The organism is Vibrio sp. 070316B, assembly GCF_013114115.1.
GTDB lineage: Bacteria > Pseudomonadota > Gammaproteobacteria > Enterobacterales > Vibrionaceae > Vibrio > Vibrio chagasii_B.
The window spans coordinates 22,284-49,003 of the sequence record NZ_VTYC01000013.1; the positions used below are offsets into that span (position 1 = coordinate 22,284).

Sequence of the window (26,720 nt, forward strand, 5' to 3'; positions counted from 1 at the left end):
TTTGATATGTGATTCAGTCACTAGCAGCATCGGAGTGAATAATTGCATGACTTATTTCTCTCAGTAACTCTATGGTTTGGTCTAGAATAGAATCGAACGCCTGTACCAATGCACCATCGTCAATACCTAATCTTTCTATTGTTTTTTCGTATTTTGAACCTCGCCTATGAGCAACACCAGTTGACCGAACGCCTTGCAGCCCACCAAGAAAAGATGCCGTGTCGAACTTCACACCGCTAGCTTTAAGGTAAGCCGATAGAAGTTTTATAGAACCGCTATCCTCTATAGACACCTGCTCCTTAAGCCCCTTAACATTGATAGAATCAATCGTTATTTTGACTAGAGAAAGGACTTGAGTATCAAATTCCGACTGTTCGTTTTTAGTTAAAGAATGTAACGTTTTAAAACAATGCTTGTCAGCTTCGGCTAGTGGCAAAAATAGTGGCCAACCTTTTTGCTCTAGCCACTGACTTTGGAAGCGTTCAAATTCATATTTAAATACCAAGTCAGGACTCTCTGCATCCGCAACATTGCCCATAATACTGCGCTTAAAGTAGGTTCCACTCATCATCCTTCCTTCGGGGGGTAAGTTAAAGCTTTTCCAATAAACTGCTTCAGAATGAGGAATATCCCGCCCCAAATCACCTAAAAACACACATACATACTCAGGTGTATTATTGTCAAAACGCAATCTCCAATAACCATGTTTATAAATAACACTATCTTGTACCTCATATTCACTTGAAGCTCCGAAATATTTTTGGAGAACTGCTTTATCAAAGTAAACAGGTGTTAAGTAATGTGGAGCTCCTTCGTTTTTTCCAAAGTAATCAGAAAGTTGAGATGGATCACTTGAATAAGTCCTATTATCATGAGCATCACCTTCTATAATAAATGACTCATAGTCTCTTTCCGTTTTAAATGGGTTATAGTTTTCTTCAGTTCTTGGCAAACACCGAAAAAGCTTCTTTCCAAGTACTCTAGTGAAAGTATCAAAACCTTTGACATATGAGCTATCCCAAAACCTAGTGAATGAAATAATGGACTCATTTACGTGTTCATCAGGCAACCTTTCGTGCCCTTTTTTGTGCCTAGAGCTCTCGAAAAAAAGGAGCAGGTTCATCTGTTTTGCAGACATGAATGCTCTCAAGAATGACTTTCTTATTACTATTTCTTTTTCCGAATATTTGATGACATCTATTTCAGTCCCATTCTCATCATCTACGACATACTTACAATTCGCTAGATCATGGTACAGGTCAAGGTATAGAACTAGCTCCTGTAAAACTTCACGATAAGGCTGCCTTCTTCCATGAAAGTCCCTGTAAATAACCAAAGGAGTATATTCTGAACAGTTTGATTCGTACCAAATATTGGCTAAGCCACTTAATACAATAGACGGACCTCCATCACCGGGTAGCAAATTCCAACCGTAACTATCCATTGCTTGTGCTGTTTCATCCGGAGAAACCAAGCAAGAGTACAGAGAGCCATCTTCAGATTTATCATCTTTGTTGAGGTTCTTGTGTAGGGGAACCCAGACTCCTTCACCTAACTCGTCCCTGACAAATTGTAATAAGTCATCCATGTCTACACTCATCATTTTCCCTTAATTCTTAGCCTGCTTTACATCTGATTCCGTTAGTACAATATGACTACACCTGCAGATTGATAATCGCTATCACCCCTCATGTAGCATTGCTTTCGACAACTTATTTTTAAACTACGCATTTTTGCTAAACAAACAAAATACCAGTCTCTAATGACTCATGAAAGTCTTCATAACTTCTTTCCCGTTTCAGTGTTCGAACCTGCCAAAAGTAAAACTGCCTAACGGGTTTTTCTTTGGAACTTGAAGTTTTTCTGTACTCCTGTTCGCGTGAGATAAGCGCCGTACCACATCCCCCTCCAAACTTCATATGTCGTGCAGGTCCCCAAGCAGCATTCCAATAACTAAGATCTGCCACGACTTGAAAATCTACCTCAATATCTAATTTATCCCGTTTAGGTATAAGCTCTGCCTCGAATAAATTGGGCAACGTTGGAATAAATAATCGTGATGGATATAGATCATGCTGAAGGTAGCCTATACGACTAAAATCTAAAGTACCTGCAAGCGGCCAAGCCTTACACTTAGGATCAATCAATTGCTGAAAAGTTGGTGGTGATAGGACGGTTTTTGTACTCAGTGGAGTTTCAGTTCTGGTAGAGATCAGGACACTGTCAGATAAATAAGTACTGATATATTCAGCCAAGTTATCATCGTCAACTTGACTTCCTTCAACCTGAGACCAGCGTACTAGAGAGACTTCTACACATCGCTCCATAGACATCATTATTGGTGATGCAAATGCAATTAATTCATTGCCAGGAGCTGCTGCTTCAACTCGAGCAAGCATAGCTGATACTGAAGAAGACATTGAGTCATAATCCCCGTCAAAGTCTGTTTTATTAGGAAACCACTTAGGGCGATTAGGCTTCATAAACGCTAAAGTAGGATTGAGAGGTAGCGCCATCAATACATTTTTTCTAATTAAGTTAGACGGAGTTCCCCAGAATTTTTTAGCGACCGCGAGTGTTCTAAGGTAAGAGGAAACAGCTCGGAGCGAGGATCTTGAAGATAATGAACCAATGAAACCATCACCTAGTGGACGTACAAAATACTCAAGGTCTCCTTGATATGGAGCCTCTGGATATACCGTAGCATTCTTACTCCATTCAAACGCCATTTGCCGAACAAAAGGAAAACGATAATGCTCTTCCAGTCTGTTCATTGTTGTTCGGAATATTCTCGGTACATCAAAACCTTGTATTCCATTAAAGTCATCAGGCACATCAAAATCATTTGGAAACAGCTTAAGATCTGAGTCATCTTGAGGGCATTGTCCAACGAGGACTTCCAACAACATATCAGAAAGAAGTGAAGGCTTAGGTACATTTTTAATCAAGTTCTCAATAGGTGAGTAATCATGTTCCTGTTGAGACATCCAAAAAATGTACAGAATCTCTACCACTTCCGCTTCAAGCTTGCACGAGCACAATCGCTCAACCAGCAAACGCTCAGTTTCCGATTTAGTCGTTGAATTTCCGAGATATGCTGACAATGCTTGCATAGTCCACCAACGAGTAGACGCACATGGCCATCCCAAACGAGCAATAAGTAGACGCAGAGTATCCATTACGCCTCCAAACTCGTGGTTAAACTCAGTTCTAGTCCCCAGCGTGGCTGCTTAAGTGGTAATGTACGAGTATCATCGATAACAGAATCAACCATAGTTCTGGCAAAATTAATGCCTTCCTCTATGCGTCCTTGTTTTACGTAGAAATAGACCATTGCATCATTCGGAGCAATTCGACTCTCGTCAGGATCCGAGAACATGGCATAAGTTGTGTCAGACACAAACTTATCACCGTGTTTTGGGTAAAACTTGGTAATCAAGTCGAGCCTATTAAGCGTGTTTTTCTCTCCTTCGAACCAAAACCAACCGCCGTTCAAAATTTGAGCACGAACAAGGTATTTCCACGCTGCTTTTTTGCCACTTAATTTACGCCTTGTATGAAAAGCTGATTCATAAAGATACGAGAGTTCCGAATGTCTTTCTTTCTCATGCAGAAGTTTCTTATCGAGAATATTTAACAACCGTCTTCCTTGGCCATTTTGATCCCAGTAATCATACCAATCTTGTACATATGTCTGTCGTTGTTCATAACTACCTGAAAAACTGTCTAATAAACTGTCTAACTGTTCAGGCTCAAAAGAAGCCGGAGCTCCCTCGTAAGTATCACTCTCTGAAATCCCGCTGGAATATTCATCTCGATATAATAAACCGATATCCCAACCACTATGCTTATGTAAAGTAGAAAGAAGCTCTACAGCGTTGGTACCCCCCTCCTGAGCTTGTTCCTCTAGCAGTTGATGTACTTCTGCATGTAAACCTGTACGCATCAACGAATCTAAAGGCCACCCATCTTTGACACCTTGAGTCACATATGCTCTTAAACTATTCTCTGCTTGTGACCACTGCCCCATACCAGTATGTTCATCAAACTTGGTAATCAAAGTGGCAGGGTTCAACTTAGCTAGCAGTTCATCAGTAGCTCCTAGAACATGCCTAGTACCTTTCCCATCTGTATAGTCCAATACATTATGAATCTGAGGAGATATCTGGCTAAGAAGTTGCATTGCCTCTTTCGGTGCCGACTCAACCAAATAACCAATAGCACTTACGGTATTGCTCAATGTAGGATCTTTTCGATGACTATAACCAGTTGTCAGTTCCCACGTTTGTATGCATAGTTCACGAGCTTGTGAAACTAAATTGTGCTTTATGGCAATAGAGCAAAGCTGAAGTGGCATCATAAGATGAACGCTTGTTTCTTCTTGAACCTCCGCCTTCCACAATGAATACTGCGACTGAATAAATACAGAAGCAGCTTCATTTGTCATTTTAACAAGAGAATTTTCTGAATACTGCTCTCTAAAAGACACCTCATCGAACCATTTGCACTCGATTGCTTTTCGAATACTTTCTTCGGACAAAAGCGCGCAATCTGTATCATTAAATAAAATACTAACAAGGTGAATATCACAGGCTACACGATGTAATGACCGTCTAAAATCTTCAGTAGCAGATCTCTGTTGATAGTTTTGCCTAAAAGTATGCAATTCAATAGGTTCAAGCATCTCGTAAAGTTCATGGAATTGTACAGAGCCCCCACTTAACCAATGTTGAGCGACTTTAGAAGCGATACCGGTAAGAGTATTAAATAAGGCAGTAATATTTTCTCTTCCTTTGAACAAAGGTGCTGGCACATATTCAAAATCAGCCTGGCCCTCAAGTGCCATCGAGATTTCTAAATGTACAGAACTAAAGAACCAATGATGTATGAGTATCGCAAGGTCTTCTTTTTGAGCATAGTAATCTGCATCCTGCCATTCGATAGGAATTGATATATTCAGTGGATTAGACAAACGAGTAGCTGCTGCTTCAACGGATGCTACTAATGGTGTTTGGGAGAGCGAACTAAAATCATCTCTTTCAGTAATGCATGCGCCAGCATATGCTGATGAACGAATACATGCATCACTCATCAGTTTTTTATTTTCACTATTAACCAATGCACCAGTGACAGTCATTAACGCATCTAACTCTCCACCTTCGATAAGCAATAGAACGCGAGGAAGCCATATTGCTTGATGATTTTTGTTAACTAAACTAGTTAGGCTCTCAGTCGTCATGCCTATAGCATTCAATTGAGCTAAAGCACTGACCATAAAATGATACTCATCAGAACCTGACCGAGAACTATATTTGTTTGTAAACCGGCTTACTCCATGAAGTCTCCTAAGTAGCTCTTCACCGCATGTCTCGGCTTCAAATAGCTCTCCACGAGATCGAAGAGCCAGTCCGAGAGCCGCAAGTTCTAGAATGTCAGCTTCATGCCTTGTAGCAAATGCCTCACGGATAACACTTTCTTCGCTAGATAATGTCCATGTAAACGAAGTGAGCCGTGCCTTATCATCAGATTGCATTTGGAACTCGCTTCCACCTACCATACGATCTTTGAGGTGTGCGAGTCGATAAGCATCCGCGAATTTAGCCGAATCCAAAGCTGCTATTAGAGAGTCTGATAATAGAGTATCGAACAATGACTCTGAGTATCCTTCTTCTAGCCGTTGCATGATCCAGTCTCGTGTAAGGCCTGTGATAAGGTTGCTTGGGTTACCGAGTCTTGCCTGAACTGTCCACAGCCAATTTACACGTAGTGAATTTGGAGCGCCATTGTCTAACCAGTCAGAAACAAAAGGCATTAGTTTTTGAACGCAATCATCGTAGTTTTCTGTTGTTCTTACGAACACGGCTAAGCTTTCATGAAAAACCTTGAAACCAGAGCCGGAGGCATAAAGCAAATGTTCTACATTCCCAACCAAAGGAACTGCTGACCGACGCTTTTCAGCTATTTCCACAAAAGCTGTTTTTGGCCAGAAAAAAGGAAAAGAACAAATTAGGCGCAAAACGTCCTTTAGGCTTTCAGATAAACTCATCCATAAAGAACAATAATAAAATTCAACGTCTTGACTTAAATCTCCCTTTAACCGCTCAACATCCCAAGAAGTAAGCAGGCCACCATTCTGGATCAGCTCTGAAGCAGCATAGATCACATGAAGTGGATGACCTTTCGTTCTCACGAGAAGTGCTGATGAAGCTTCTTGTAACTGCTCATTGGCTATTCTCTGATCCTCAGAATACGTAGAGAGTTTGCCCTCTTTTACCATTTTATATAGATACCCAAATACGGCGTTTTCTGACATCGCCGGTAAGGTATACCAGCTAGACTTAGGTGCTGATATTAACAAGTCTGTTGGCAATTGAGCGTCGTCCACCGGTTGTGTTCCGATGAGCAGAATCATATTGTCTGGACAAGGAATAATCTGGGAGAAAAGGTCATCAAGTGGTTGTTTATCTTTTGCATTAGTACGCCAGACATGATCCAGTCCATCGAGTATGACAACAAAAGGTTTATTGATCTCTTTATAGTGAGAAGCACATGCTTCGAGTAAAGAACGCAAACCTCTAGAAGCTATTGTGACTTCGCTATGAAACTGCTCAATTTGAGCTTTAATGGATTCCTCAACAATATAACTATTTATTCGGTCACGACCACGTTCAGTCGTCGATAGATAGTAGTGATGCCTTACCATCGGAACATTTTCGTTAATTAGCTCGTCAAACAAATAGCTTAAATAAGTACTCTTACCTCGGCCAGGAGGCCCCGACAAAACAATCGTTTTACCAACAGAATTTATGACTGTTGACACAAATCTATGATGGAAAATCTCGTCCGGAACTTGGTACCCACTGGGAACAATAAAGTCTTCTGGAAGTGGCGCTACAGGAGAAGCTCGCAGAATAGTACGAACTTCTGGAAGTGTTATCCAACCGTCTGGATGGGGGCAGTTTTTTTGTGTCGCCCAGTTAATTGCTATGCTTTTAAGCGTAGCAATTCCTTCAGAACTTCCATGAGCTTTTAGCCTCGCATCAATTTGGTAATCCAGTGTCTCGTAACTTTTATCACTATGGCGAATACGTAACTGGTTAAAAAATGCTTCACAAGATGCAACACTACCAAGCTCAGAAGTTACTTTGGAACGATTTGGTTCATGAATCTTTGCAAAGCATATTTTTCCGTTTACAAGGCAACCTTCAATTTCAGCGTCTGGACGACGGTTGGTTATTAACGAAATATCGCCGATACGGTCAGATTCGAGTTTATTGTACGCGTCAAACCATTTTTTAATCATCGATCTCGAGCGAGATGTCTTACCTGACTTATCTAGCAGCCAGTCCCAGCAAAGAAGGTGTTTGTCAGGATTAGGTGTAAACTTAACTTGTTGAAGATCTAGGAGACCATCGGTGCGTTCAATGACAATATCATCCAGTCCTTGTGGCGCTTCTGTTTCAACGTCACACTCAAACTTTACTCGACCATAACGTGAGGGAGCATCAAGCCAATCACATAAAACTTTAAGCCCCTGTCTTGTTTGATAAATGTAGCCAGCTGCTGTTATCGCAGAATTTTTTATGTTCTCAGACATTAATACACCATTACATATTCAGTTGAGTATTAAGCCAACTGTCGAGCATGTTTACTGCAACAAACTCAGTTTGAATTGGGTAAGGAGGAATAACCATCCAATAGTACACGTCCCGACTTACATATACTTCAATGTGATGATACTCCTTTCCTGTCGGCTCAGGCCAATTCAGGAGCTCTAATAACCTTAAAGCATTGTCCTCGACAAACTTTCGTCTTCGAACAATTCGGCTTATCTGTCCATTTTTATCATTCTCTGATTTTCCAAAAATTTTATCTCGAAGTCGTCGAGAATCTTTAATAGTATATGGTGGCTGGTTGTACTTACACTCTACTGTTATTAATAGGTTTTTCTCAGGCCAGTATGCAAAAGCATCAAAATCACCCACATCTTCGAACCGTTCACTGCGAAATTTCCTGAAAAAATCAATGCCGCCTTCAACATAAGGTGTATGCCTAAGAAAGATTTCTTTAGTCCGGACTTCAAGCTGCTTTTCAATACCTTGCTTAATATTTCTAATGATTTTTTCGACGTGAGGCCAATTAAAATCAGCAGGTAAATAACCATCCCTTACTGCCGACATCCAAATATTAAGAGCCCTACTAGCTGTTTCTGCTCCCCAAATTAGTTCTGTATCATTCATTACCAATGGACGAATTGCGTATCGATGAATTCGCTTATTGTGCTCCCAGTAAGGAACATCGGCCTCTTCAACATGCCGACCTGCCAACTGGCGAATACTCTTACCACATAGAGTAAGAAACGAGACTATTTTCTCGGCTTCTTGATATTCCAACTCTTCTATATTTTCATTTAGGACTTGAATTATTCGACTTTTAGATGAGGTATAAGAAAGAGCAAGAGAATCACCAAAACCATATCTTTGTGCTTGAGATAAGATAACCAAAGTGGTGAGCATATTGGATAAACTAAATCCCGGATCCGTCATAAATGCTTCTTTTATATGTACTGAAGACAATAGCTCCTCAGACGCGCCCTCAACGATATCGTTGTCTTTTGCTCCTAACCCCAATCGAGACTCAGCCTCTATCTGAGCAAATTTCTTGTCTTGTTGTTCACGGTCGACCGAATAAAACACTTCAGGAAGATATGAGTCGTCGATCTCAATTCCACCAACATCTACATCATTGTGCAGGATATCGCTAGCACCGGCGAGCACCATAAACCAATCAACTAAACTTACCAGTTCTCGCAGTAGATCCCCTGACACGTGTTCCACTCCAGAGTTATCTGAACTAACGGTTTTTTCGAGCAAATATCTATAATGACGAGCTGTCCCACCAAACTCTTTACGTGCCTCCTCAATGGTCTCTGAACGATCATATTCAACCTCATGTGCGAGGCTCTGCTGAGCTCGCATAATTTTTGTTTTCTCTGCGATTAGACAAGAATCATGTTGCTCAACGAACTCCTTTATAAGTTGATGTTTATTCATAGATTCGAGCCTATGCTCAATGAAAAGGCGTAACTGAGTCGCTGCTGGATCGATCTTAGCTTTTGCATCCGCTAACTCATAGCGACCAGGCGTCAACCCAAGTGCATTAATTTCAGTCGCTAATCGCTTACGGGCAATTTTGTAGTTCTTCGGTAACGGGATAATCGGGTCTACATAATCAGGAACGTCAACATGACGAGTGACGACCTTAAGATGATAACGAGCTCTTTCAGAGGCTAGATCTGCTAACCTACCACTAATCTCAGGCATATATAGACCACAAGACGCGTGGCATTCCTTTAATGTTTCTATAAGACTCCTGACTTCAAATGAGCCATCTTTAGCGTCTTGAAGTCCGGCTAACACTGACCGTGTATCAACCTTTACATGAAACAAATTTTCGCAGTTAAACTCTTGTTGAGTAGAAACAACAATATGGTCAAAACATTGCCGTACTTTAGGGGCTTGAGGCTCACTAACTGAGCAGTTCGGAGCTAACTCGCATAAAAGCAGGATATAGTTTTGTTGAAACAACCCAAGCTCGGGGATGAGATGATTAGCACGGTGCAAGCAATCAGCTAAAATTTGAGCAAACATGTTTAGCATACGACCATCGTCAAACTTCAGTTCTTGAGTAATCTCGATGCATGCCTGCACCGTACAATTGTTAACAACCGTAGAGTAGGCAACTAGTTCTTTGTTTCGTGATTGAAGAGTAACGACTCCCGTTGTACTTTCTGCCAATTTCCATAAAGAAGATCCATCTGGGAAATATTTTGGAGCAAGAGACCAAAAGTCAGAGAGTATTTTAAAACGCCAAGAAGTTCCCCATGATGAATCCAGCCATATCATGTCAGGTGATATGGCTCCATCAACGAGCACACCGTGAGTGTCTTTAAAAGATCCAAACAAATCTGCAGCGCCAGAAGATATAGGGCTAAGCTTGTTCCGATTAACATCCACGAACTGCCAGTACTGTTCCAATTCATTTGGCTCATCGAGACTATCGAAGATAGTAACGAAATCAGCCAAAGGTAATAAACGTGTTGGTTTTTTGGGCGCATCAATAAACCCTAAGGCTGTATTATTTTGAGTCAGCACTATGATAATTTGGATTTCATCAACATTTGGCCCATTTTTCCCGTCTTTTGACAACATAAAGCCGCTGCCATTAGACAAACGGAATTTTAGTGCGGCCCCTTGTTTTACCTTCGTGTATGTATTTTGGGCTGCCTTCTCGACTTGTTCATATTCAGTGTGGTTACACATACAAACGAAATACGAGGTTGACGAAGTTGGAAAGATACAACTAATAGGAAGATCTTCTTCTGCAATGTTGTCTACATAAAGAGTAATAGGCCCTGAAAGTGTTCTCGGAAAACGATCACATACATATTTAGCAAGCTGTTTATGAGAGTGAGCATTTGGAGTAACGCTGTTCTTTTTTGCCCAGAAATCAATGACAACACTCGGTCCGCTTCTGATAGATAAAGGTATTAAAACATCATCAATTTCTATTGCAACATAAGGTAAAGCTTCACCCTGCATCACCTCATCACCAAAATTGCTATTGATCAGTGGTGAGTTAAAACCACCTACTCGTGTCACCAGTTTTTCTGCTAAATTTTTACTCCATGTAGTAGTAGAAGCTATTTGTTTTATTGATGCTACACATTGAAGCCAAAATTCCTCGGTCGGAATCTCAACCTGAGCACATGCTGCTGACTCTACGCTACAACTGGTGCAATCTATTGACTCTATTATTCGCGCTTGTAAAGCTAAGCAAATATCCATATTCGTAGAGGCTATAGGGTCATCCGAATAAGTGATTCGAAATGCTTCTATAAAGTCAGGAGTACGTTCAATACAACTACCATAGAACATTGGAACAAACGTGTTTCCTAGTTTGACTTTGACTTGGCCCCAATCAGCCTCAGGGCAGTAGTCTTCAAGCATTGGAAACTCAGGCCAAATTTGGTAAAGCCCCTTGAGAAATGCTTCGAAGTCTTGATAGTTGGCTATTGCTCTTTTGGGTAAGTTATCATTTGGAAGTTCTAACAGAACACGCCATGCAAAAATATGCTTTACAGGGCTACCTAAGTTTGATGGCCATAGCTCAGAAACATTTAAAGCGAGAGCTATATCAATAGAATTGTACTGGAGAAGAAAAGCTCTTGTTGCATCTAGAGACTTATTAAACTCGGTAGATCTACCTGACAATTTTTTTTTTGACTTATAGAAGAGAGGATTATTTTTTTGTCTCTCTCCTAATAATGAATGCGCTTCTTTTTGTTTAAGCCTTCGTTCTCGCTTCTCTCTTGATTTTTTCCCCATCTCCCCCCCCGCCATTTCAAACAAAGCTTATAATTAACTACTGTGGAAAATAACCTGTATCATAACAAAAGAAGCCTGTCCTAAAACTTGCTCTAGAATACAAAAAGGATATAAATGAGGTTCATAGTCATGCTAGTGCCACAATCAGATTCACTCATAGCGTTGTATAAACTTCTTATGACAAACTTGCACTTGGAAAGCCGTCAAAAAGATCCAAACTTACAAAAAATTATGACAACGGCTATAATTGATGTTCAACAAGAAAGATTTTTAACCTAAACCACTGTTAAAGATAGATTTCATCAGGAATCGTCAAGATTTACGTCTTAGATTATTACCAAGGGTAAAAACACATGGGCAAGGTTTACGATGGCCTGCACCGTATTAGCTTCCTAATTGACGAAGAAGGTCAGATTGAACACGTCTTCAACAAGTTCAAGACTAAGACTCACCACGAAGTGGTTCTAGAGTACTTCAACCAAGAAGCTTAATGTCCGTTGGAGTGAGCTAGGCTTACTACCAACTCAGAATAAATTAAAAAGGCGACTATCATCGATAGTCGCCTTTTTTGTCACTTATTTCGTTACTGATGGTGTACAGGGTCATCATCTAGCGCATGGCTCGGCAAGGCATTCCAAACCGCCTTCACTAAAGTAGCCAGTGGAATCGCGAAGAACACGCCCCAGAACCCCCAAAGTCCACCAAACACTAATACCGCAACAATAATCGCCACAGGGTGTAGATTCACCGCTTCAGAGAACAAAACGGGTACTAACACGTTGCCATCTAGGGCTTGAATGATGCCGTAAGCCAATAATAGCCAGTAGAATTGAGGCTCAAGCCCCCACTGGAACAAACCTACTATGGCAACCGGCACGGTTACTGCCGCTGCACCAATGTATGGAATCAATACCGAGAAACCGACAGCAACCGCTAATAACACGGAGTAGCGAAGGTCTAAGATCGCGAACGTTACGTAGCTGACGCCACCAACGATTAAAATCTCTAGCACCTTACCGCGGATGTAGTTCGAGATTTGTTCGTTCATCTCTTCCCATACTTTGGTCGCTAAGCGACGGTTGCGAGGAAGCACACCACTTGCCATTCTGATCATCTCTTCTTTGTCTTTCAGTAAGAAGAAGATAAGCAGTGGTACTAAGATAAGATAAACACCTAGCGTCGCTAAGCTAACCAAAGAGGCCAATGAGCCCTTGACCACACTTTCCCCCATACCTAACGCCTTGTTCTTCGCGTTAGACATGACAGACTCAACGATCTGTAAGTTAGCAAGCTCTGGGTAACGCTCTGGAATCGTTGCAATGAACTTCTGTAAGCTACCGTACATGCTTGGAATATCATTGATTAGGTTACCTACTTGCTCCCAAATGGTTGGCACTAATCCGAATATCGCTAGTAGCATTAGGCTAAAGAACATCAAGATCACCAACATCACCGATGGCGTTCTTGGAATACCGAGTCGTTGAAGTTGAGTCACTGGCCACTCAAGCAAATAAGCCAACACAATCGCCACCAGCAGCGGTGCGATCAGGTGACCAAAGAAGTAGATAGTAATAAAGCCGAATAGAATGATGGCAACCAAACTGACAGCGTGTGGATCAGAGAAACGTCGTTTATACCAACGACTGACCATTTCAAGCATCTGACTGCGATTCCTTTTTAGTGACGAGGAGATGGTGGTAATTAGAACAAGCCTCTGTCATGACAACATAAGCTTGCTTAGACAAAAAAGTAACAATATCTTTCATCGAACTGTTATCTGATACATAAATTGACAAAGATTGCCCTACTTCTAACTTTACACTGTGACGCTTGGCTAATAATAACGCCATTGGGCAGCGCTCTTGGCGTAAATCTAGAATATTAGGTGTCATTCTTGGGCTCGATGCTTATTATAAGGGGCATATTGTAATCTGTTTTTGAAAACGTGCCATCATTGATTCATCTTCCTTCAGGATAGCGCACGCACTTAACAAAGGTTAAACCAGATAAAGAACCAATTTGCATTGCCCTTGTCTTACTGTCAGAAGAAACGGAGTATTACTGACTAATATGTTTAAACGCGCTCGTTCAATTGCTTGCTTATGCATCGCAGCCACATTAAGCACCCCAACGTTGGCTAACACCAACAGCTTGGATTTACCGGACATCGGCACGGCGGCTGGCGGCACGCTCACTATCGATCAAGAACTCATCTATGGTGATGCCTACATGCGCATCATCAGAAGCAGCCAGCCTGTTATCAACGATCCAGTTCTCAACCTTTATATCGACACACTAGGCCATCGCCTTGTCGCGAATGCCAATGACGTAAAGACACCTTTCCAGTTCTTTATGATCCGTGACCGCAACATCAACGCTTTTGCTTTCTTTGGTGGTTATGTTGCACTGCACTCAGGTCTATTCCTGCACGCACAATCAGAAAGTGAACTTGCGTCTGTATTAGCGCACGAAATCGCACACGTTACGCAGCGTCACTTAGCGCGTAGTATGGAAGATCAAGCACGCCGTTCTCCTGCGACTATCGCAGCGCTTGCAGCGTCTGTATTGCTGGCTATTGCCGCTCCTGAGGCGGGTATTGCAGCCTTAACCGCAACCACCGCGGGTAACATGCAAAGCCAAATTAACTACACCCGTAGTAATGAAAAAGAAGCCGACCGCTTTGGTATCAACACGCTAGCAAAAGCTGGATTTGACGTGAACGCAATGCCACGCTTCTTTGGCCGTTTAGCGGATGAATACCGCTATGCAAGCACACCACCTCCAATGTTGCTCACTCACCCGTTGCCAGAAGATCGTATTACCGATTCGCGCGCACGTGCTCGTAGCTACCCACCGCTGAAACTTGCGCCATCGCTGGATTACCACTTGGCAAGAGCTCGCATCGTGGCACGCTATGCCGGTATCAATAATGAGGCGTCGCTCGATTGGTTCTCACGCCAATTGAAAAAGGCACCAAAAGAGATAGTTCCGTCGTTAGAGTATGGACAAGCACTGGTTTACCTCGATTCGAAAAAGTTAGATAAAGCAGAACCGATTCTAACCAAACTGATTACCAGCGACCCGACTAACCTGTTCTACTTAGATGCGATTTCCGACCTTCACATTGAGCAGAAAAAGCCTGAGCTTGCCATTAAAGAGCTTAAATCGGCATTGGTTCGTCAGCCAAACAACCCGGTACTCACAATCAACTACGCAAATGCCTTGATTGAAAAAGAAGACTTTGCAGAGGCTGTTCGCGTATTACAACGTTATACGCATGACAATCCGAATGACACCAATGGCTGGCACCTGCTTTCAAAAGCGAATACTAGCCTTGGCAATAGTGATGAAGACCTTGCCGCACGAGCTGAAATTTTGGCATTGCAAGCCAACTGGAACAAAGCGATTCAGTACTACACGCAAGCAAGTCAAATCGCAGAGCTCGGTAGTTTGAAGCAAGCCCGCTACGACGCTCGAATTGATCAGCTGATGATTCAGCGCGAGCGCTTCTTAGCACTGCAATAAGGCGTTCAATACTCGGCGAGTCGCCAAAAGAAAAAAGCTCAACGTATACAGTGAAGAGGCCAATTAGCTGGCCTCTGCTGAAAATTAAATAAAAAATAATAATGAGGAAGAACCATGTCTGTCGTGATTTATCATAACCCACGCTGCTCAAAGAGCCGTCAAACGCTTGAATTACTTGAAACAAACGGTGTACAACCTGAAGTGATCAAGTATCTAGACACACCTCTAACTGTTGAACAGCTAAAAGTACTGTTCACTCAGCTTGGTTTTAGCAGCGTTCGCGAAATGATGCGCACCAAAGAGGCAGACTACAAAGAAGCGAACCTTGGCGATGCTTCTGTATCTGATGAAGACCTATTTTCTGCAATGGCTGCTAATCCAAAATTGTTTGAACGCCCAGTTGTTGTTGCGAACAATAAAGCCAAGATTGGTCGTCCACCAGAGCAAGTACTAGAGATTCTGTAAGCGGCTATGAGCATCAACATTCTTGTTCTCTACTACAGTCGTCACGGCAACACACAAGCTCTAGCAAGGCAGATAGCACGGGGGGTGGAGTCCATTCCTGAGTGTGAAGCCATGCTAAGAACGGTTAATGACGTGTACACAGTAGAAGAGCAGCCAGACTCTCGCTATCAACCCACAGACCCAATCGCCACACTGCAAGAGCTCCGTTCTTGCGATGGCTTGGCGCTTGGCAGTCCGGTTTGGTTCGGCAACATGGCTGGGCCGATGAAGCACTTTTGGGATAGCACTACATCATTGTGGATCAATGGCGATCTTATCGATAAGCCAGCTTGTGTATTTACTTCTTCTTCATCACTGCATGGTGGGCAAGAAACAACACAGCAGAGCATGATGCTGCCACTGCTTCACCATGGAATGTTAGTGGTCGGCATCCCCTACTCAGAGCCTGCACTGCATACCACTCAAACCGGTGGCACGCCCTATGGCGCAAGCAGCACAGGTGAGAGTGCTTCACTAAGCAAAGAAGAAATTGAGTTGGCGCAGAACCTAGGTAAACGCCTCGCGCACATCGCGATAAATCAGAAGGGAATCTCTCAATGATGTACATGTCAGAGAAGGCGATGTCTCCTAAGACAAAGCTATTTCGCTACCTAGCATTAGCAGGCAACCTATTGCTGTTAGGTTGGGTTGTGGCTTGGCAGATGACGCTTTCACCGCATCCTCACCTAAATAATATCACGCTGGCTATCGTTTGGGCTGTTCCGCTACTGTTGCCATTACCTGGTATTTTAATCGGCAAGCCTTATACGCACGCTTGGGCGAACTTCATCTTAATGCTCTACTTCCTACACGCATTAACCATTCTATACGTAGATGGTGGTGAACGCTTATTGGCAGCTGTTGAGCTACTGCTGACCACGATGGGCTTCGCCGGAAATATCTTATTTACCCGTTTCCGCGCTAAAGAGCTAGGCATCAAGCTTAAACGCCTTTCTGAAGTAGAAAAGAACGAGAAAGCGAAGTTCGAGTAATAAGATTCAGTTCGATATTTCTGAGTAACTAGCTAACCAAGCAACGAGCTAGCAAGTAACACAAACAAAAAGCCCTGCGAGATTTCTCTAGCAGGGCTTTCTTTTTATTTCTCTTCGCTACTTACATTTTCGTATTAGCGATAAGCGCAAGCAATGGCTTAGCTGCGATTCCACTCGTATACCAAGCTTGGCTCTGCATGCAGCGGTGCAGTTGCTTCTAACTCTTCGGTACCTGTACCTTCAGAGTTAGCCTCCGAGCCAGCCAATGAATCATCACTTGATACTTCATTACCTTTAATTACTTGAACGTCAGTATCTGCGTCAGTTGCTGTCGCTTCAGTATCAAGGGCAGCTGTTGAATCATCGCCTACAGACATGGTGTTGTCTTGTGTTTCAAATTCAGGGCTTACTTCTGGTTCGATGTAGGACTCTTCAACCTTCGCAACTTGGCGAATACTTGCAACCTCTTGCTCAAACTCTTGTTGAGTCGACAGCAAGTGAATACGGAACGTCACTTCGTTGTTTTGAATCTTAAGAATATCTAAGCTAGCAACCGAGTTTAGACGCTTAAGTGCATTCTCTAACTGGAAGAAGTCTTGAGCATTATTCAGGCTAATAAACTGAGTTAAAATCGACTCTGATGACTCACTCGCCACCGTCACCGCGCTTTTACCTGCGTAGTAGTTACTGATTTGGTCAACGAGCTTCTTAGAAGCCGTCACGCTGTTACCCGACACAGAACCAGTGATTGGTGCCGTTGGCGCGCTAGTCAATTGACTTGGTTTTTGGTCGTACAGCGTCCAACGCAACCCTGAAGATTGAGCTTTAATCACTAACACCGCATCTACTGGGTAGCGTTGACTTGCTCTGCTAATTGGTGAAACAAAGCTGCCCCACAAATCTGAGGTCGCGATACCAGTGATATCGTCGAAATCACCGACAGGCAAAGTCAGAGGTAAACCACGATCTTTTGCACTTGCTTGCATTTGAGCAGCAAGCTGTGAGTTCGAGTGCTCCCACACAATGTTCTTATCGAAGCTGTCTTCCTCCACTAGCCAAACCAAGATGTTTGAGCGAGTTTCAGGCCAGTACGGCAGTTGTGCTTGAGTCAGTAGAGAACGGATTTGAGCGCCATTAAAACGCATACGCAATGTTGATTGGTCATTGCTCTCACCAAAACTCATTTGAGACATGTACTGCGCACTCTTACGCATCGCCTTTTGGATGGTCTCATTTGAAGCAACATCAGTTTGGCCAGTCGCACGTATCAATACCTGCTCCATACCGGTATTTCGTGCCACTTGTTCTGGTTGTTTGTCTTCGGTGTTAATCGCAACTTCAGCACTAAAGATATCTACTTGAGTTAAGGCGTAACTCGGGAAGGCTAATAGTCCCATCAACAACAATGCTATGTAGCGCATATTGATCCTAATATTCAAAGCTTGTGCCTTGATGATAAGCAACTATGGATTGAGGGGCAAGGTCGTTAGCGCCCACTGTGTTTAATAACCACAAAATATCACCTGACCATGATAAAGCGCTAACTTAAAAACTGAATTTTCGGACCTTGTTCGATATAAAACATCACTATGATAAATAAATTTGATCTATTTTGTGTAGCAATCGATTGCTAAGTGATAGAATCGCGCGAATTTTATTTTTCACTTTTCATATAACGACCAATCTAAGGACATATCATGAAAAATGCATTGCAAGGTGCACAAATGCTGTTTGTGGCTTTTGGTGCGCTTGTACTCGTGCCGCTACTGACAGGACTTGATCCCAACGTTGCACTCTTTGGCGCAGGTATCGGTACCCTTTTATTCCAACTTATTACACGCCGTTCAGTGCCAATCTTCTTAGCGTCTTCTTTTGCATTCATCGCTCCTATTATGTTTGGTATCCAAACTTGGGGGATTGGTGCAACCATGGGTGGCCTAATGGCAGCAGGTGTTGTGTATGTTTTAATGGGCGCTCTGATCAAAGTGAGAGGCGTTGGCTTTATTCATAAGCTGCTTCCACCTGTAGTGGTTGGCCCTGTAATTATGGTGATTGGTTTAGGCCTAGCACCCGTTGCGGTAAACATGGCTTTAGGTAAGACCGGCGATGGCGCCGTTCAACTGGTTGATGCAGACGCAGCACTGTGGATCTCATCAATCTCACTGCTCGTAACCATCATCATCAGTGTATTTTCGAAAGGCTTCCTAAAGCTACTGCCTATCTTCGGCGGTATTATCGCAGGTTACATTACGAGCCTGGTTTACGGCGCAGTCGACTTCACACCGGTTGCTCAAGCATCGTGGTTGGCACTACCAAACTTCACCATGCCTGAATTCAACATCAACGCTATCTTCTTCATGGTGTTTGTTGCGATTGCACCTGCCGTTGAGCACGTAGGTGACATGCTGGCGATTTCCAACGTGACGGGTAAAGACTATCTTAAGAAGCCAGGCCTGCACCGCACAATCACAGGTGACGGCGTGGCAACAATAGCAGCATCTATGTTGGGCGCTCCACCAAACACAACTTACAGTGAAGTAACTGGCGCGGTTATGCTAACGAAAGCGTTTAACCCTGTAATCATGACTTGGGCTGCAGTAACCGCTATCGTTCTTGCATTGGTTGGTAAGCTAGGCGCATTACTTCAAACGATTCCGGTTCCAGTGATGGGCGGTATCATGATTCTTCTGTTTGGCTCTATCGCAACCGTAGGTCTTAACACGCTAATCAAGAACAACGTTGACCTGCACAAATCACGTAACCTTGTCATTGTTGGTATTACCCTAGTATTCGGTATTGGCGGAATGGCTTTTGGTATCGGCGACTTCAGCCTACAGGGCGTAAGCTTATGCGGTATCGTGGCGATTCTACTTAACCTAGTACTTCCTGAAGAGCTAGGTGACAACACTGTGGTAGACAAGGCTCAAATCGACTAACAGTTGAGTCTGGTTAGATTCCGACAAAATGGAAGTTCAAAAAAGGGAGAGCATCGAATGCTCTCCCTTTTTTATTAATACGGGTAATGAAGTGAATTCAGTAAATTAAAACAACGGAACCCACTTAATCTAAAAACCGAATTACTTAGTACCGAAGATCTTATCACCAGCATCGCCAAGACCAGGAACAATGTAGCCCTTGTCGTTTAGCTTTTCATCGATTGCTGCAGTGTAAAGTTCAACATCTGGGTGCGCTTTTTCTAGAGCTGCAATACCTTCAGGAGCCGCTACAAGCACAAGAATCTTGAAGTGCTTACAACCTTTCTCTTTCATTAGGTCGATAGTTGCGATCATAGAACCACCCGTTGCAAGCATTGGGTCTACCACTAGAGCGATACGCTCATCGATGTTAGATGCAAGCTTGTTGAAGTATGGTACTGGCTCAAGCGTTTCTTCGTCACGGTAGATACCAACAACGCTGATACGTGCGCTTGGGATATGCTCAAGAACACCGTCCATCATGCCTAGACCAGCACGTAGGATTGGCACTACTGTTACTTTTTTACCTTTAATTTGGTCAACTTCAACTGGACCGTCCCAACCATTAATAGTTACACGTTCAGTTTCAAAGTCTGATGTCGCTTCGTATGTTAGAAGGCTACCCACTTCTGTCGCTAGCTCACGAAAACGCTTAGTGCTAATCTCACCTTCACGCATCAGGCCAATTTTATGTTTTACTAGCGGGTGTTTCACTTCAACAACTTTCATTTCCAACTCCGGCAATATTTAAACAAACCTGTAGATTATACACGAACTCTAAGGTTATTTGAGAATCTTTATTCTAATAAAAAAAACCGCGCAAACGTTTGCTCTTCATATTCAAGCCCTGTTAGAATAACGCCGTTTTCACATCCAACTTAAGTTCGAGGACTATCCCGTGAGTGGTAATACTTCTTCTCTAAGCTACAAAGACGCTGGTGTTGATATCGACGCAGGTAATGCACTAGTAGACCGTATTAAAGGTGCTGTTAAACGCACTCGTCGCCCTGAAGTAATGGGCGGTATTGGTGGCTTTGGCGCCCTATGTGAACTTCCAACGAAATACAAAGAGCCAGTACTTGTTTCAGGTACTGATGGTGTTGGTACTAAACTTCGCCTTGCTTTGGATCTGAAAAAACACGACACCATTGGTATCGACCTAGTGGCAATGTGTGTGAACGACCTAATCGTTCAAGGTGGTGAGCCTTTATTCTTCCTAGACTACTACGCAACAGGTAAGCTAGATGTAGACACAGCAGCAGACGTTGTTTCTGGCATCGCTGAAGGTTGTGTTCAAGCTGGTTGTGCACTTATCGGTGGTGAAACCGCTGAAATGCCGGGCATGTACGAAGGCGACGACTACGATGTTGCTGGCTTCTGTGTTGGCGTTGTAGAAAAAGCTGACATCATCGACGGTACTAAAGTAGCTGCAGGCGACGCACTTATCGCTGTTGGCTCAAGTGGTCCACACTCAAACGGTTATTCTCTAATTCGTAAAGTTCTAGAAGTTTCTGGTGCTGATAAGAGTGAAGAGCTAGAAGGTCGCACTATCGGTGAACACCTACTAGAACCAACTAAGATTTACATCAAATCAGCACTTAAGATGATTGCTGAGCATGACATTCATGCTATCTCGCACATCACTGGTGGTGGTTTCTGGGAAAACATCCCTCGCGTACTTCCTGAAGGTACTAAAGCTGTGATTGATGGTAAGAGCTGGGAATGGCCTGCTATCTTCAACTGGCTACAAGAGAAAGGTAACGTGGAAACGTTTGAAATGTACCGCACTTTCAACTGTGGTGTTGGCCTAGTTGTAGCTCTACCTAAAGACCAAGCAGACGCTGCTGTTGAACTACTGAAAGCTGAAGGCGAAAACGCTTGGGTTATCGGTGAGATCGCAAACGCTGAAGCAGGCGAAGAGCAAGTTGAAATCAAATAAGTGATACGTTCACTTACTTAGTTAATCAATGAGGACCTAATGGTCCTCATTTTGCTATTTGGCCCGCAGAAAACCTTAGTTTATGTAGGTAATATAGATACCAATCGTAGTAAGTAACTGGTCATCCTAGCTTGTTAAAACGCTCGATCACGTCGTTAGAAATTTTGATTGTAGGATAACTACTTATCTAAAATCTCTGCCTTGTTCTCAAGCCTTTTTCCTGCGCTATTTATGAGCACTTACTTACTGTGATTGGTATAAACTCCAGTTAATCAATCGTATGACCCACTTTATGAAAAACAATCACTCTCAGAAAACCACTCACTCTCAGAAAAACATCGTTGTGTTAGTTTCAGGAAGCGGAAGCAACTTACAGGCGATCTTAGATGCCTGCGATAGCAATATGATTGATGCTTCAGTTAAAGCTGTCTTCTCAAATAAGGCAGAGGCCTTTGGCTTAGAGCGAGCTAAGACCGCTGGTGTCGATGCACACTCAGTAAATCCAAAAGATTTCGGCTCTCGTGAAGAGTTTGACCATGAACTAATGATACAAATCGATGCATACCAACCAGACTTGATCGTACTGGCAGGCTACATGCGCATTTTGAGTTCGGAATTTGTTCGACACTACGCAGGAAAAATGGTCAATATCCACCCTTCTCTATTACCGAAATACCCAGGTTTACATACCCACCAGCGAGCGATTGATGCTAAAGACAAAGAACATGGAACTAGTGTGCACTTTGTTACCGAAGAGCTAGACGGTGGTCCTGTGATCTTACAAGCCAAAGTGCCTGTGTTTGAGGACGATGATGCCGACCTGCTAGCGGGGCGAGTACTCACTCAAGAGCACGCAATCTATCCGATGGTTTGTAAGTGGTTTGCAGAAGGTCGTTTATCAATGGTAAATGGACAAGCGGTGCTAGACGGAAAAGTACTAGGTAAACACGGTTACGCAGAAGAGTAATTCCAAGAATACAAAAAGGCCGTTAACTGACGAGTGCAGTTAACGGCCTTTTTTATCGAATCAAGCAATGAGATGTTTAGCTCAATGGTTCAGTAGGCGCTTGGCTCGCGACCTTTTTAGGCGCATAAGCGACATCTTCCAACTCTTTGTGATTGTTGCCAATCAGCTCACCGGAATGAAACAGCGCGTATTCACCAGGCTTCATTCTAAACCACTCTTCGTTGGCGGTCAGAGGTTGAGTCGCCACCACCGTCACTACATCATTCGGTGTGGTTTCTTCTTGGAAGTTAATCTCAACATCTTCGTCAATTAAGCTTGCATTACCAAAAGGCGCACGTCTCGTTATCCAATATAAATGGTTAGTACAGTATGTCATTACGTACTCACCATCGCTCAGCAACATATTGAAAACGCCTTTCTCTCTCAGCTTATCGCAACACTCAGCAACGAAGCGGAACATCCCTTCCATATCTTGTGGCGGCTCAGGAAAACGCTCTTCAAGTTGCTTCAGCAGCCAACAGAACGAAAGCTCGCTATCTGTTTCGCCAACAGGTCTAAAGCGGCCGCTAACAAGATCATCGTAATCAGATAACTGGCCATTATGAGCAAAGGTCCAATACCTTCCCCAGAGTTCACGAGTAAAAGGGTGTGTATTTTCTAGATTCACACCACCACGGTTGGCTTGACGAATATGGCTGACAACAGCTTGGCTTTTAATGGGGTAGTTTTGAACCAACTCTGCGATCTTAGATTCACAGCTAGGGTTAGGATCTTTAAAAGTACGAAAACCCTTACCCTCATAGAAGGTAATTCCCCAGCCATCGCGGTGTGGGCCAGTGTTGCCCCCACGCTGCATAAGACCAGTAAAACTAAAACAAATATCCGTTGGCACATTCGCGCTCATACCGAGCAATTCACACATGGTTTAATCTACTCCCTATTAAAACCAACAGAGCCAAAAACCTAGGCTCCAAATGTCTGTAAAACTGTTATTCCATCTCTTTTTCGACAAGCTGAATCACAATATGGATGATCTTAATGTGAATCTCTTGGATGCGGTCTGCGTAACCAAAGTGTGGTACTCGGATTTCGATATCCGCACAGCCTGCCATTTTACCGCCGTCTTTACCGGTCAGTGCGATCGTTTTCATGCCTTTCGCTTGAGCTGCTTCAATGGCTTTTAGGATGTTGCCTGAGTTACCTGAAGTTGATAAACCAAACAACACATCGCCTTTACGGCCTACCGCTTCTACATAACGAGAAAATACGTGATCGTAGCCGAAGTCATTACTTACACAAGATAAGTGACTAGGATCTGAAATTGCAATACCTGCGTAACCTGGGCGGTTTTCACGGTATCGGCCTGTCAGTTCTTCTGCGAAATGCATTGCATCACAGTGTGAGCCACCGTTACCACAAGAAAGTACTTTACCTTCTTGTTTGAATGAGTCAGCAATCAATTTTGCCGCCGCTTCAATTTGAGCAATGTTATGGTCATCACTCAAAAACTTGTTAAGAACGTCAGCAGCTTCGTTCAATTCACTTTTGATTAGGTCTTGGTACATAAGGCTTATCTCTTATTTTTATGACGCAGCTTAACGTGCGCGACATGAGAGCTGAGGTTTTTTCCCTCTTTTACCTGAGTTTACCCACAAACATGAAATAGTGTCGACACTTAAGCCCAAAGATTGCCACCTTAATTAGTCAGTCATTGCCGATTCGTCCAAATAATCGCCACCAACCTCTCACAATTAGAACTTTAACTCTACTCAGATCACTTTTTACCCAACTTTGAGTTTTACAAATATTTAATATTTTGTTTACACTTGACTGGTTAGACCTCTTACCTAAAACTTAATAACAATAAGTGATCTCTGAAAAGGAAATCGATCATGAACATATTGCTCTCCCTACTCGGCATGACAGCTATCTTAGGTGTCTGTCTCTACCACAGAGTTAGCTTGGTACGCGCATTAATCGCATTAACTGGAACGATGGTAGCTTTAACGCTATTCGGCGACGTAGCGGTTACTGGCTGGCTTTGTTACCTATTAGCGGTTGCTATTTTTGCTGTGCCAGCCATTCGTCAAACTCTCATCAGCCAAAAAGCGCTTTCTGTATTTAAGAAAGTACTACCGGCAATGTCTCAGACAGAAAAAGAAGCACTGGAAGCCGGCACCGTTTGGTGGGAAGCAGAGTTATTTAAAGGCAAGCCTGAATGGAAAAAGCTACAAAACATCGCTGATCCAAAACTGTCTGAAGCAGAACAAGCGTTCCTAGACGGCCCGGTAAACACGGTGTGTGAAATGGTCAATGATTACCAAGTCACCCATGAGCTTGCAGATTTACCGCCAGAAGTGTGGCAATACCTGAAAGATCATAAGTTCTTCGCCATGATCATCAAGAAAAAATACGGCGGTTTAGAATTCTCAGCTTACGCTCAATCTCTCGTTCTACAGAAACTAACGGGCGTTTCCAGCGTGCTGTCATCAACGGTTGGTGTACCTAACTCGTTAGGCCCAGGTGAGCTGTTGCAACACTACGGTACAGAAGAACAAAGAAACCACTACCTTCCACGCTTGGCAGAAGGTAAAGAGATCCCTTGTTTTGCCCTAACTAGCCCAGAGGCAGGCTCTGATGCTGGCTCTATCCCAGACTACGGTGTGGTATGTAAAGGCGAATGGCAAGGTGAAGAAGTTCTAGGGATGCGCCTAACTTGGAACAAGCGCTACATCACTCTCGCACCAGTTGCGACCGTACTTGGCTTGGCCTTTAAACTGCGTGACCCAGACGGCTTACTGGGTGACCAACAAGACCTTGGCATCACATGTGCCCTTATCCCAACCGATTTGAAAGGTGTGGAGATTGGTAACCGCCACTTCCCGCTTAACGTTCCTTTCCAAAATGGTCCAACTCAAGGTAACGATATTTTCGTTCCTATTGATTTCATTATTGGTGGTCAGAAAATGGCAGGCCAAGGTTGGAGAATGCTAGTTGAATGTCTGTCAGTTGGCCGTGGTATCACCCTGCCATCAAACTCAACGGGTGGTATCAAAACAGCGGCACTTGCAACGGGCGCTTACGCTCGTATCCGTCGCCAATTCAAACAACCAATTGGTCGCATGGAAGGGGTTGAAGAGCCACTAGCACGCCTCGGTGGTAATGCTTATGTCATGGATGCAGCAAGTAACCTGACCGTTGCTGGTATTGACCTTGGTGAAAAGCCTTCGGTTATCTCTGCAATCGTTAAGTATCACTGTACGCACCGTGGTCAACGCAGCATCATCGATGCAATGGACATCGTAGGTGGTAAAGGTATTTGCTTAGGTCCATCGAACTTCCTAGCTCGTGGCTACCAAGGCTCTCCAATTGCGATTACCGTTGAGGGTGCAAATATTCTGACTCGTTCGATGATCATCTATGGTCAAGGTGCAATTCGTTGTCACCCTTACGTACTTAATGAAATGGAAGCGGCTTACTCTGAAAGCAGCGATGCTCTTGATAAGTTTGACTCAGCATTAGCGGGCCATGTTAGCTTTACGCTAAGTAACCTAGTTCGTAGTTTGTGGTTTGGTTTAACTGATGGCCGAGGTTCGGACACACCAACACCAGCAAATAGCACAGATAAGCAGACAAAACGCTATTACCAACAACTGAACCGTTACAGTGCTAACCTAGCGCTACTGTCTGACATCTCAATGGCAGTACTAGGCGGCTCACTAAAACGCAGAGAGCGCCTATCTGCTCGTCTAGGTGATATCCTGAGTCAACTTTACTTAGGTTCTGCAACACTAAAACGCTTTGAGAGCGAAGGTAGCAACGCAGAAGATCTACCGCTAGTACACTGGGGGATGCAAGACAGCTTGCGTCAAACTGAAGTGGCAATTGATGAGTTCTTAGCTAACTTCCCTAACCCTGTAGTTGGCCGCCTGCTACGTGTTGTGTTGATGCCATTTGGCCGTATCCGTCGTGCACCAAACGACAAACTGGATAGCCAAGTCGCACACATCCTACAAACACCGAGTGCTACACGCTCACGAATCGGCCGTGGTCAATACTTAGCGGATACTCAGTACAACGCAGTAGGTAAGATTGAGAAAGCACTTGAGGTTATTCTTCAAGCTGAGCCGCTGTTCGACAAAGTCTGCAAAGAGACGCATCAAAAACGCGCCTTCCTACGACTTGATTTGGTCGCTCAATTAGGTCTTGAGAAAGGCATTTTGACTGAGCAAGAAGCAGCATTGTTGGAAAGTGCAGAGCAACATCGACTGTACACCATCAACGTTGATGACTTCTCGCCAGAGGAACTAGCAGCAAAGCCCCAGTATCCAGGCCAATCGATTGATAACGTAGCCTAGATTTAGCTATAAAAACAAAACGGGACTCCTATGAGTCCCGTTTTTTTATTCTAGATATGATGAACATGTCACA

The 26,720-nt window shown here is 43.4% G+C and carries 18 protein-coding genes and 1 pseudogene; 9 read left to right on the plus strand and 10 right to left on the minus strand.

Features of this window, described 5'->3' with window-relative positions; translation table 11 throughout:
• Window positions 1-13: 13 nt before the first annotated feature.
• From F0251_RS11775 to F0251_RS11790, 4 genes are all read right to left on the minus strand, one after another.
• A complete protein-coding gene (locus tag F0251_RS11775; RefSeq protein ID WP_171731030.1) occupies window positions 14-1,588 on the minus strand; it encodes a hypothetical protein in 1,575 nt (524 codons plus the stop codon).
• 148 nt (window positions 1,589-1,736) lie between these two features.
• Window positions 1,737-3,179: a multidrug DMT transporter permease gene (locus F0251_RS11780; RefSeq protein WP_171731031.1), complete on the minus strand. Its 1,443-nt coding sequence runs from the start codon at window positions 3,177-3,179 to the stop codon at window positions 1,737-1,739.
• Entirely contained in the window at window positions 3,179-7,597 is a 4,419-nt protein-coding gene (locus tag F0251_RS11785) for an NACHT domain-containing protein (protein WP_171731032.1), read from the minus strand. The genes F0251_RS11780 and F0251_RS11785 overlap by 1 nt, the downstream gene beginning before the upstream one ends.
• Window positions 7,598-7,607: 10 nt before the next feature.
• The gene (locus F0251_RS11790; RefSeq protein ID WP_171731033.1) at window positions 7,608-11,387 is read right to left on the minus strand and encodes a hypothetical protein; all 3,780 of its coding nucleotides are present in this window, start codon (window positions 11,385-11,387) and stop codon (window positions 7,608-7,610) included.
• A 347-nt stretch (window positions 11,388-11,734) separates the two neighbouring features.
• Between F0251_RS11790 and F0251_RS11795 the strand changes: the two are divergent.
• A pseudogene (locus F0251_RS11795) lies at window positions 11,735-11,878 on the plus strand (thioredoxin-dependent thiol peroxidase); the annotation flags it as partial.
• 92 nt (window positions 11,879-11,970) lie between these two features.
• Here F0251_RS11795 and F0251_RS11800 read toward each other — a convergent pair.
• Both F0251_RS11800 and F0251_RS11805 read right to left on the minus strand, forming a co-directional pair.
• Window positions 11,971-13,047, minus strand: coding sequence for an AI-2E family transporter (locus tag F0251_RS11800; protein ID WP_008222960.1), 1,077 nt, complete (start codon window positions 13,045-13,047; stop codon window positions 11,971-11,973).
• Window positions 13,040-13,279, minus strand: a complete 240-nt coding sequence (locus F0251_RS11805; RefSeq protein WP_116871752.1) for a sulfurtransferase TusA family protein — start codon at window positions 13,277-13,279, stop codon at window positions 13,040-13,042. The genes F0251_RS11800 and F0251_RS11805 overlap by 8 nt, the downstream gene beginning before the upstream one ends.
• Before the next feature lie 178 nt (window positions 13,280-13,457).
• Here F0251_RS11805 and F0251_RS11810 point away from each other — a divergent pair, with 178 nt between their 5' ends.
• The 4 genes from F0251_RS11810 (at window position 13,458) to F0251_RS11825 (ending at window position 16,408) form a co-directional block, all read left to right on the plus strand.
• Window positions 13,458-14,912, plus strand: coding sequence for a M48 family metallopeptidase (locus tag F0251_RS11810; RefSeq protein ID WP_061032627.1), 1,455 nt, complete (start codon window positions 13,458-13,460; stop codon window positions 14,910-14,912).
• A gap of 114 nt (window positions 14,913-15,026) precedes the next feature.
• Window positions 15,027-15,377 carry an arsenate reductase (glutaredoxin) gene (arsC, locus tag F0251_RS11815; RefSeq protein ID WP_061032626.1) on the plus strand — a complete coding sequence of 117 codons (351 nt, stop codon included), beginning with the start codon at window positions 15,027-15,029 and terminating at the stop codon, window positions 15,375-15,377.
• Window positions 15,378-15,383: 6 nt separating this feature from the next.
• Window positions 15,384-15,977, plus strand: a complete 594-nt coding sequence (gene wrbA, locus F0251_RS11820) for an NAD(P)H:quinone oxidoreductase (RefSeq protein WP_171731035.1) — start codon at window positions 15,384-15,386, stop codon at window positions 15,975-15,977.
• The gene (locus tag F0251_RS11825; protein ID WP_171731036.1) at window positions 15,974-16,408 is read left to right on the plus strand and encodes a DUF2069 domain-containing protein; all 435 of its coding nucleotides are present in this window, start codon (window positions 15,974-15,976) and stop codon (window positions 16,406-16,408) included. The genes wrbA and F0251_RS11825 overlap by 4 nt, the downstream gene beginning before the upstream one ends.
• Before the next feature lie 158 nt (window positions 16,409-16,566).
• On the opposite strand, the gene F0251_RS11830 is transcribed toward F0251_RS11825, so the two are convergent.
• Window positions 16,567-17,829, minus strand: coding sequence for a DUF2066 domain-containing protein (locus F0251_RS11830; RefSeq protein WP_171731037.1), 1,263 nt, complete (start codon window positions 17,827-17,829; stop codon window positions 16,567-16,569).
• Window positions 17,830-18,105: 276 nt separating this feature from the next.
• Between F0251_RS11830 and F0251_RS11835 the strand changes: the two genes are divergently transcribed.
• Window positions 18,106-19,344, plus strand: a complete 1,239-nt coding sequence (locus F0251_RS11835; RefSeq protein WP_061032623.1) for a uracil-xanthine permease family protein — start codon at window positions 18,106-18,108, stop codon at window positions 19,342-19,344.
• A 141-nt stretch (window positions 19,345-19,485) separates the two neighbouring features.
• Here F0251_RS11835 and upp read toward each other — a convergent pair whose 3' ends face one another.
• Complete coding sequence (gene upp / locus F0251_RS11840) at window positions 19,486-20,112, minus strand: uracil phosphoribosyltransferase (RefSeq protein ID WP_004738627.1); 627 nt, start codon at window positions 20,110-20,112, stop codon at window positions 19,486-19,488.
• Between the two features lie 169 nt (window positions 20,113-20,281).
• On the opposite strand from upp, the gene purM reads away from it, so the two are divergent.
• The gene (gene purM / locus F0251_RS11845) at window positions 20,282-21,322 is read left to right on the plus strand and encodes a phosphoribosylformylglycinamidine cyclo-ligase (RefSeq protein ID WP_008222945.1); all 1,041 of its coding nucleotides are present in this window, start codon (window positions 20,282-20,284) and stop codon (window positions 21,320-21,322) included.
• Between the two features lie 292 nt (window positions 21,323-21,614).
• A complete protein-coding gene (gene purN, locus F0251_RS11850; RefSeq protein WP_008222943.1) occupies window positions 21,615-22,289 on the plus strand; it encodes a phosphoribosylglycinamide formyltransferase in 675 nt (224 codons plus the stop codon).
• A 76-nt stretch (window positions 22,290-22,365) separates the two neighbouring features.
• Here purN and F0251_RS11855 read toward each other — a convergent pair whose 3' ends face one another.
• Together F0251_RS11855 and lpcA are read right to left on the minus strand one after the other, a co-directional pair.
• A complete protein-coding gene (locus F0251_RS11855) occupies window positions 22,366-23,211 on the minus strand; it encodes a class II glutamine amidotransferase (protein WP_008222942.1) in 846 nt (281 codons plus the stop codon).
• 67 nt (window positions 23,212-23,278) lie between these two features.
• Window positions 23,279-23,854 (minus strand): D-sedoheptulose 7-phosphate isomerase, encoded by a 576-nt coding sequence (gene lpcA, locus F0251_RS11860; RefSeq protein ID WP_008222941.1) that lies wholly within the window; start codon window positions 23,852-23,854, stop codon window positions 23,279-23,281.
• Between the two features lie 327 nt (window positions 23,855-24,181).
• Between lpcA and fadE the strand changes: the two genes are divergently transcribed.
• Window positions 24,182-26,647, plus strand: coding sequence for an acyl-CoA dehydrogenase FadE (gene fadE, locus F0251_RS11865; protein ID WP_061032621.1), 2,466 nt, complete (start codon window positions 24,182-24,184; stop codon window positions 26,645-26,647).
• The last annotated feature ends 73 nt before the right edge of the window (window positions 26,648-26,720 follow it).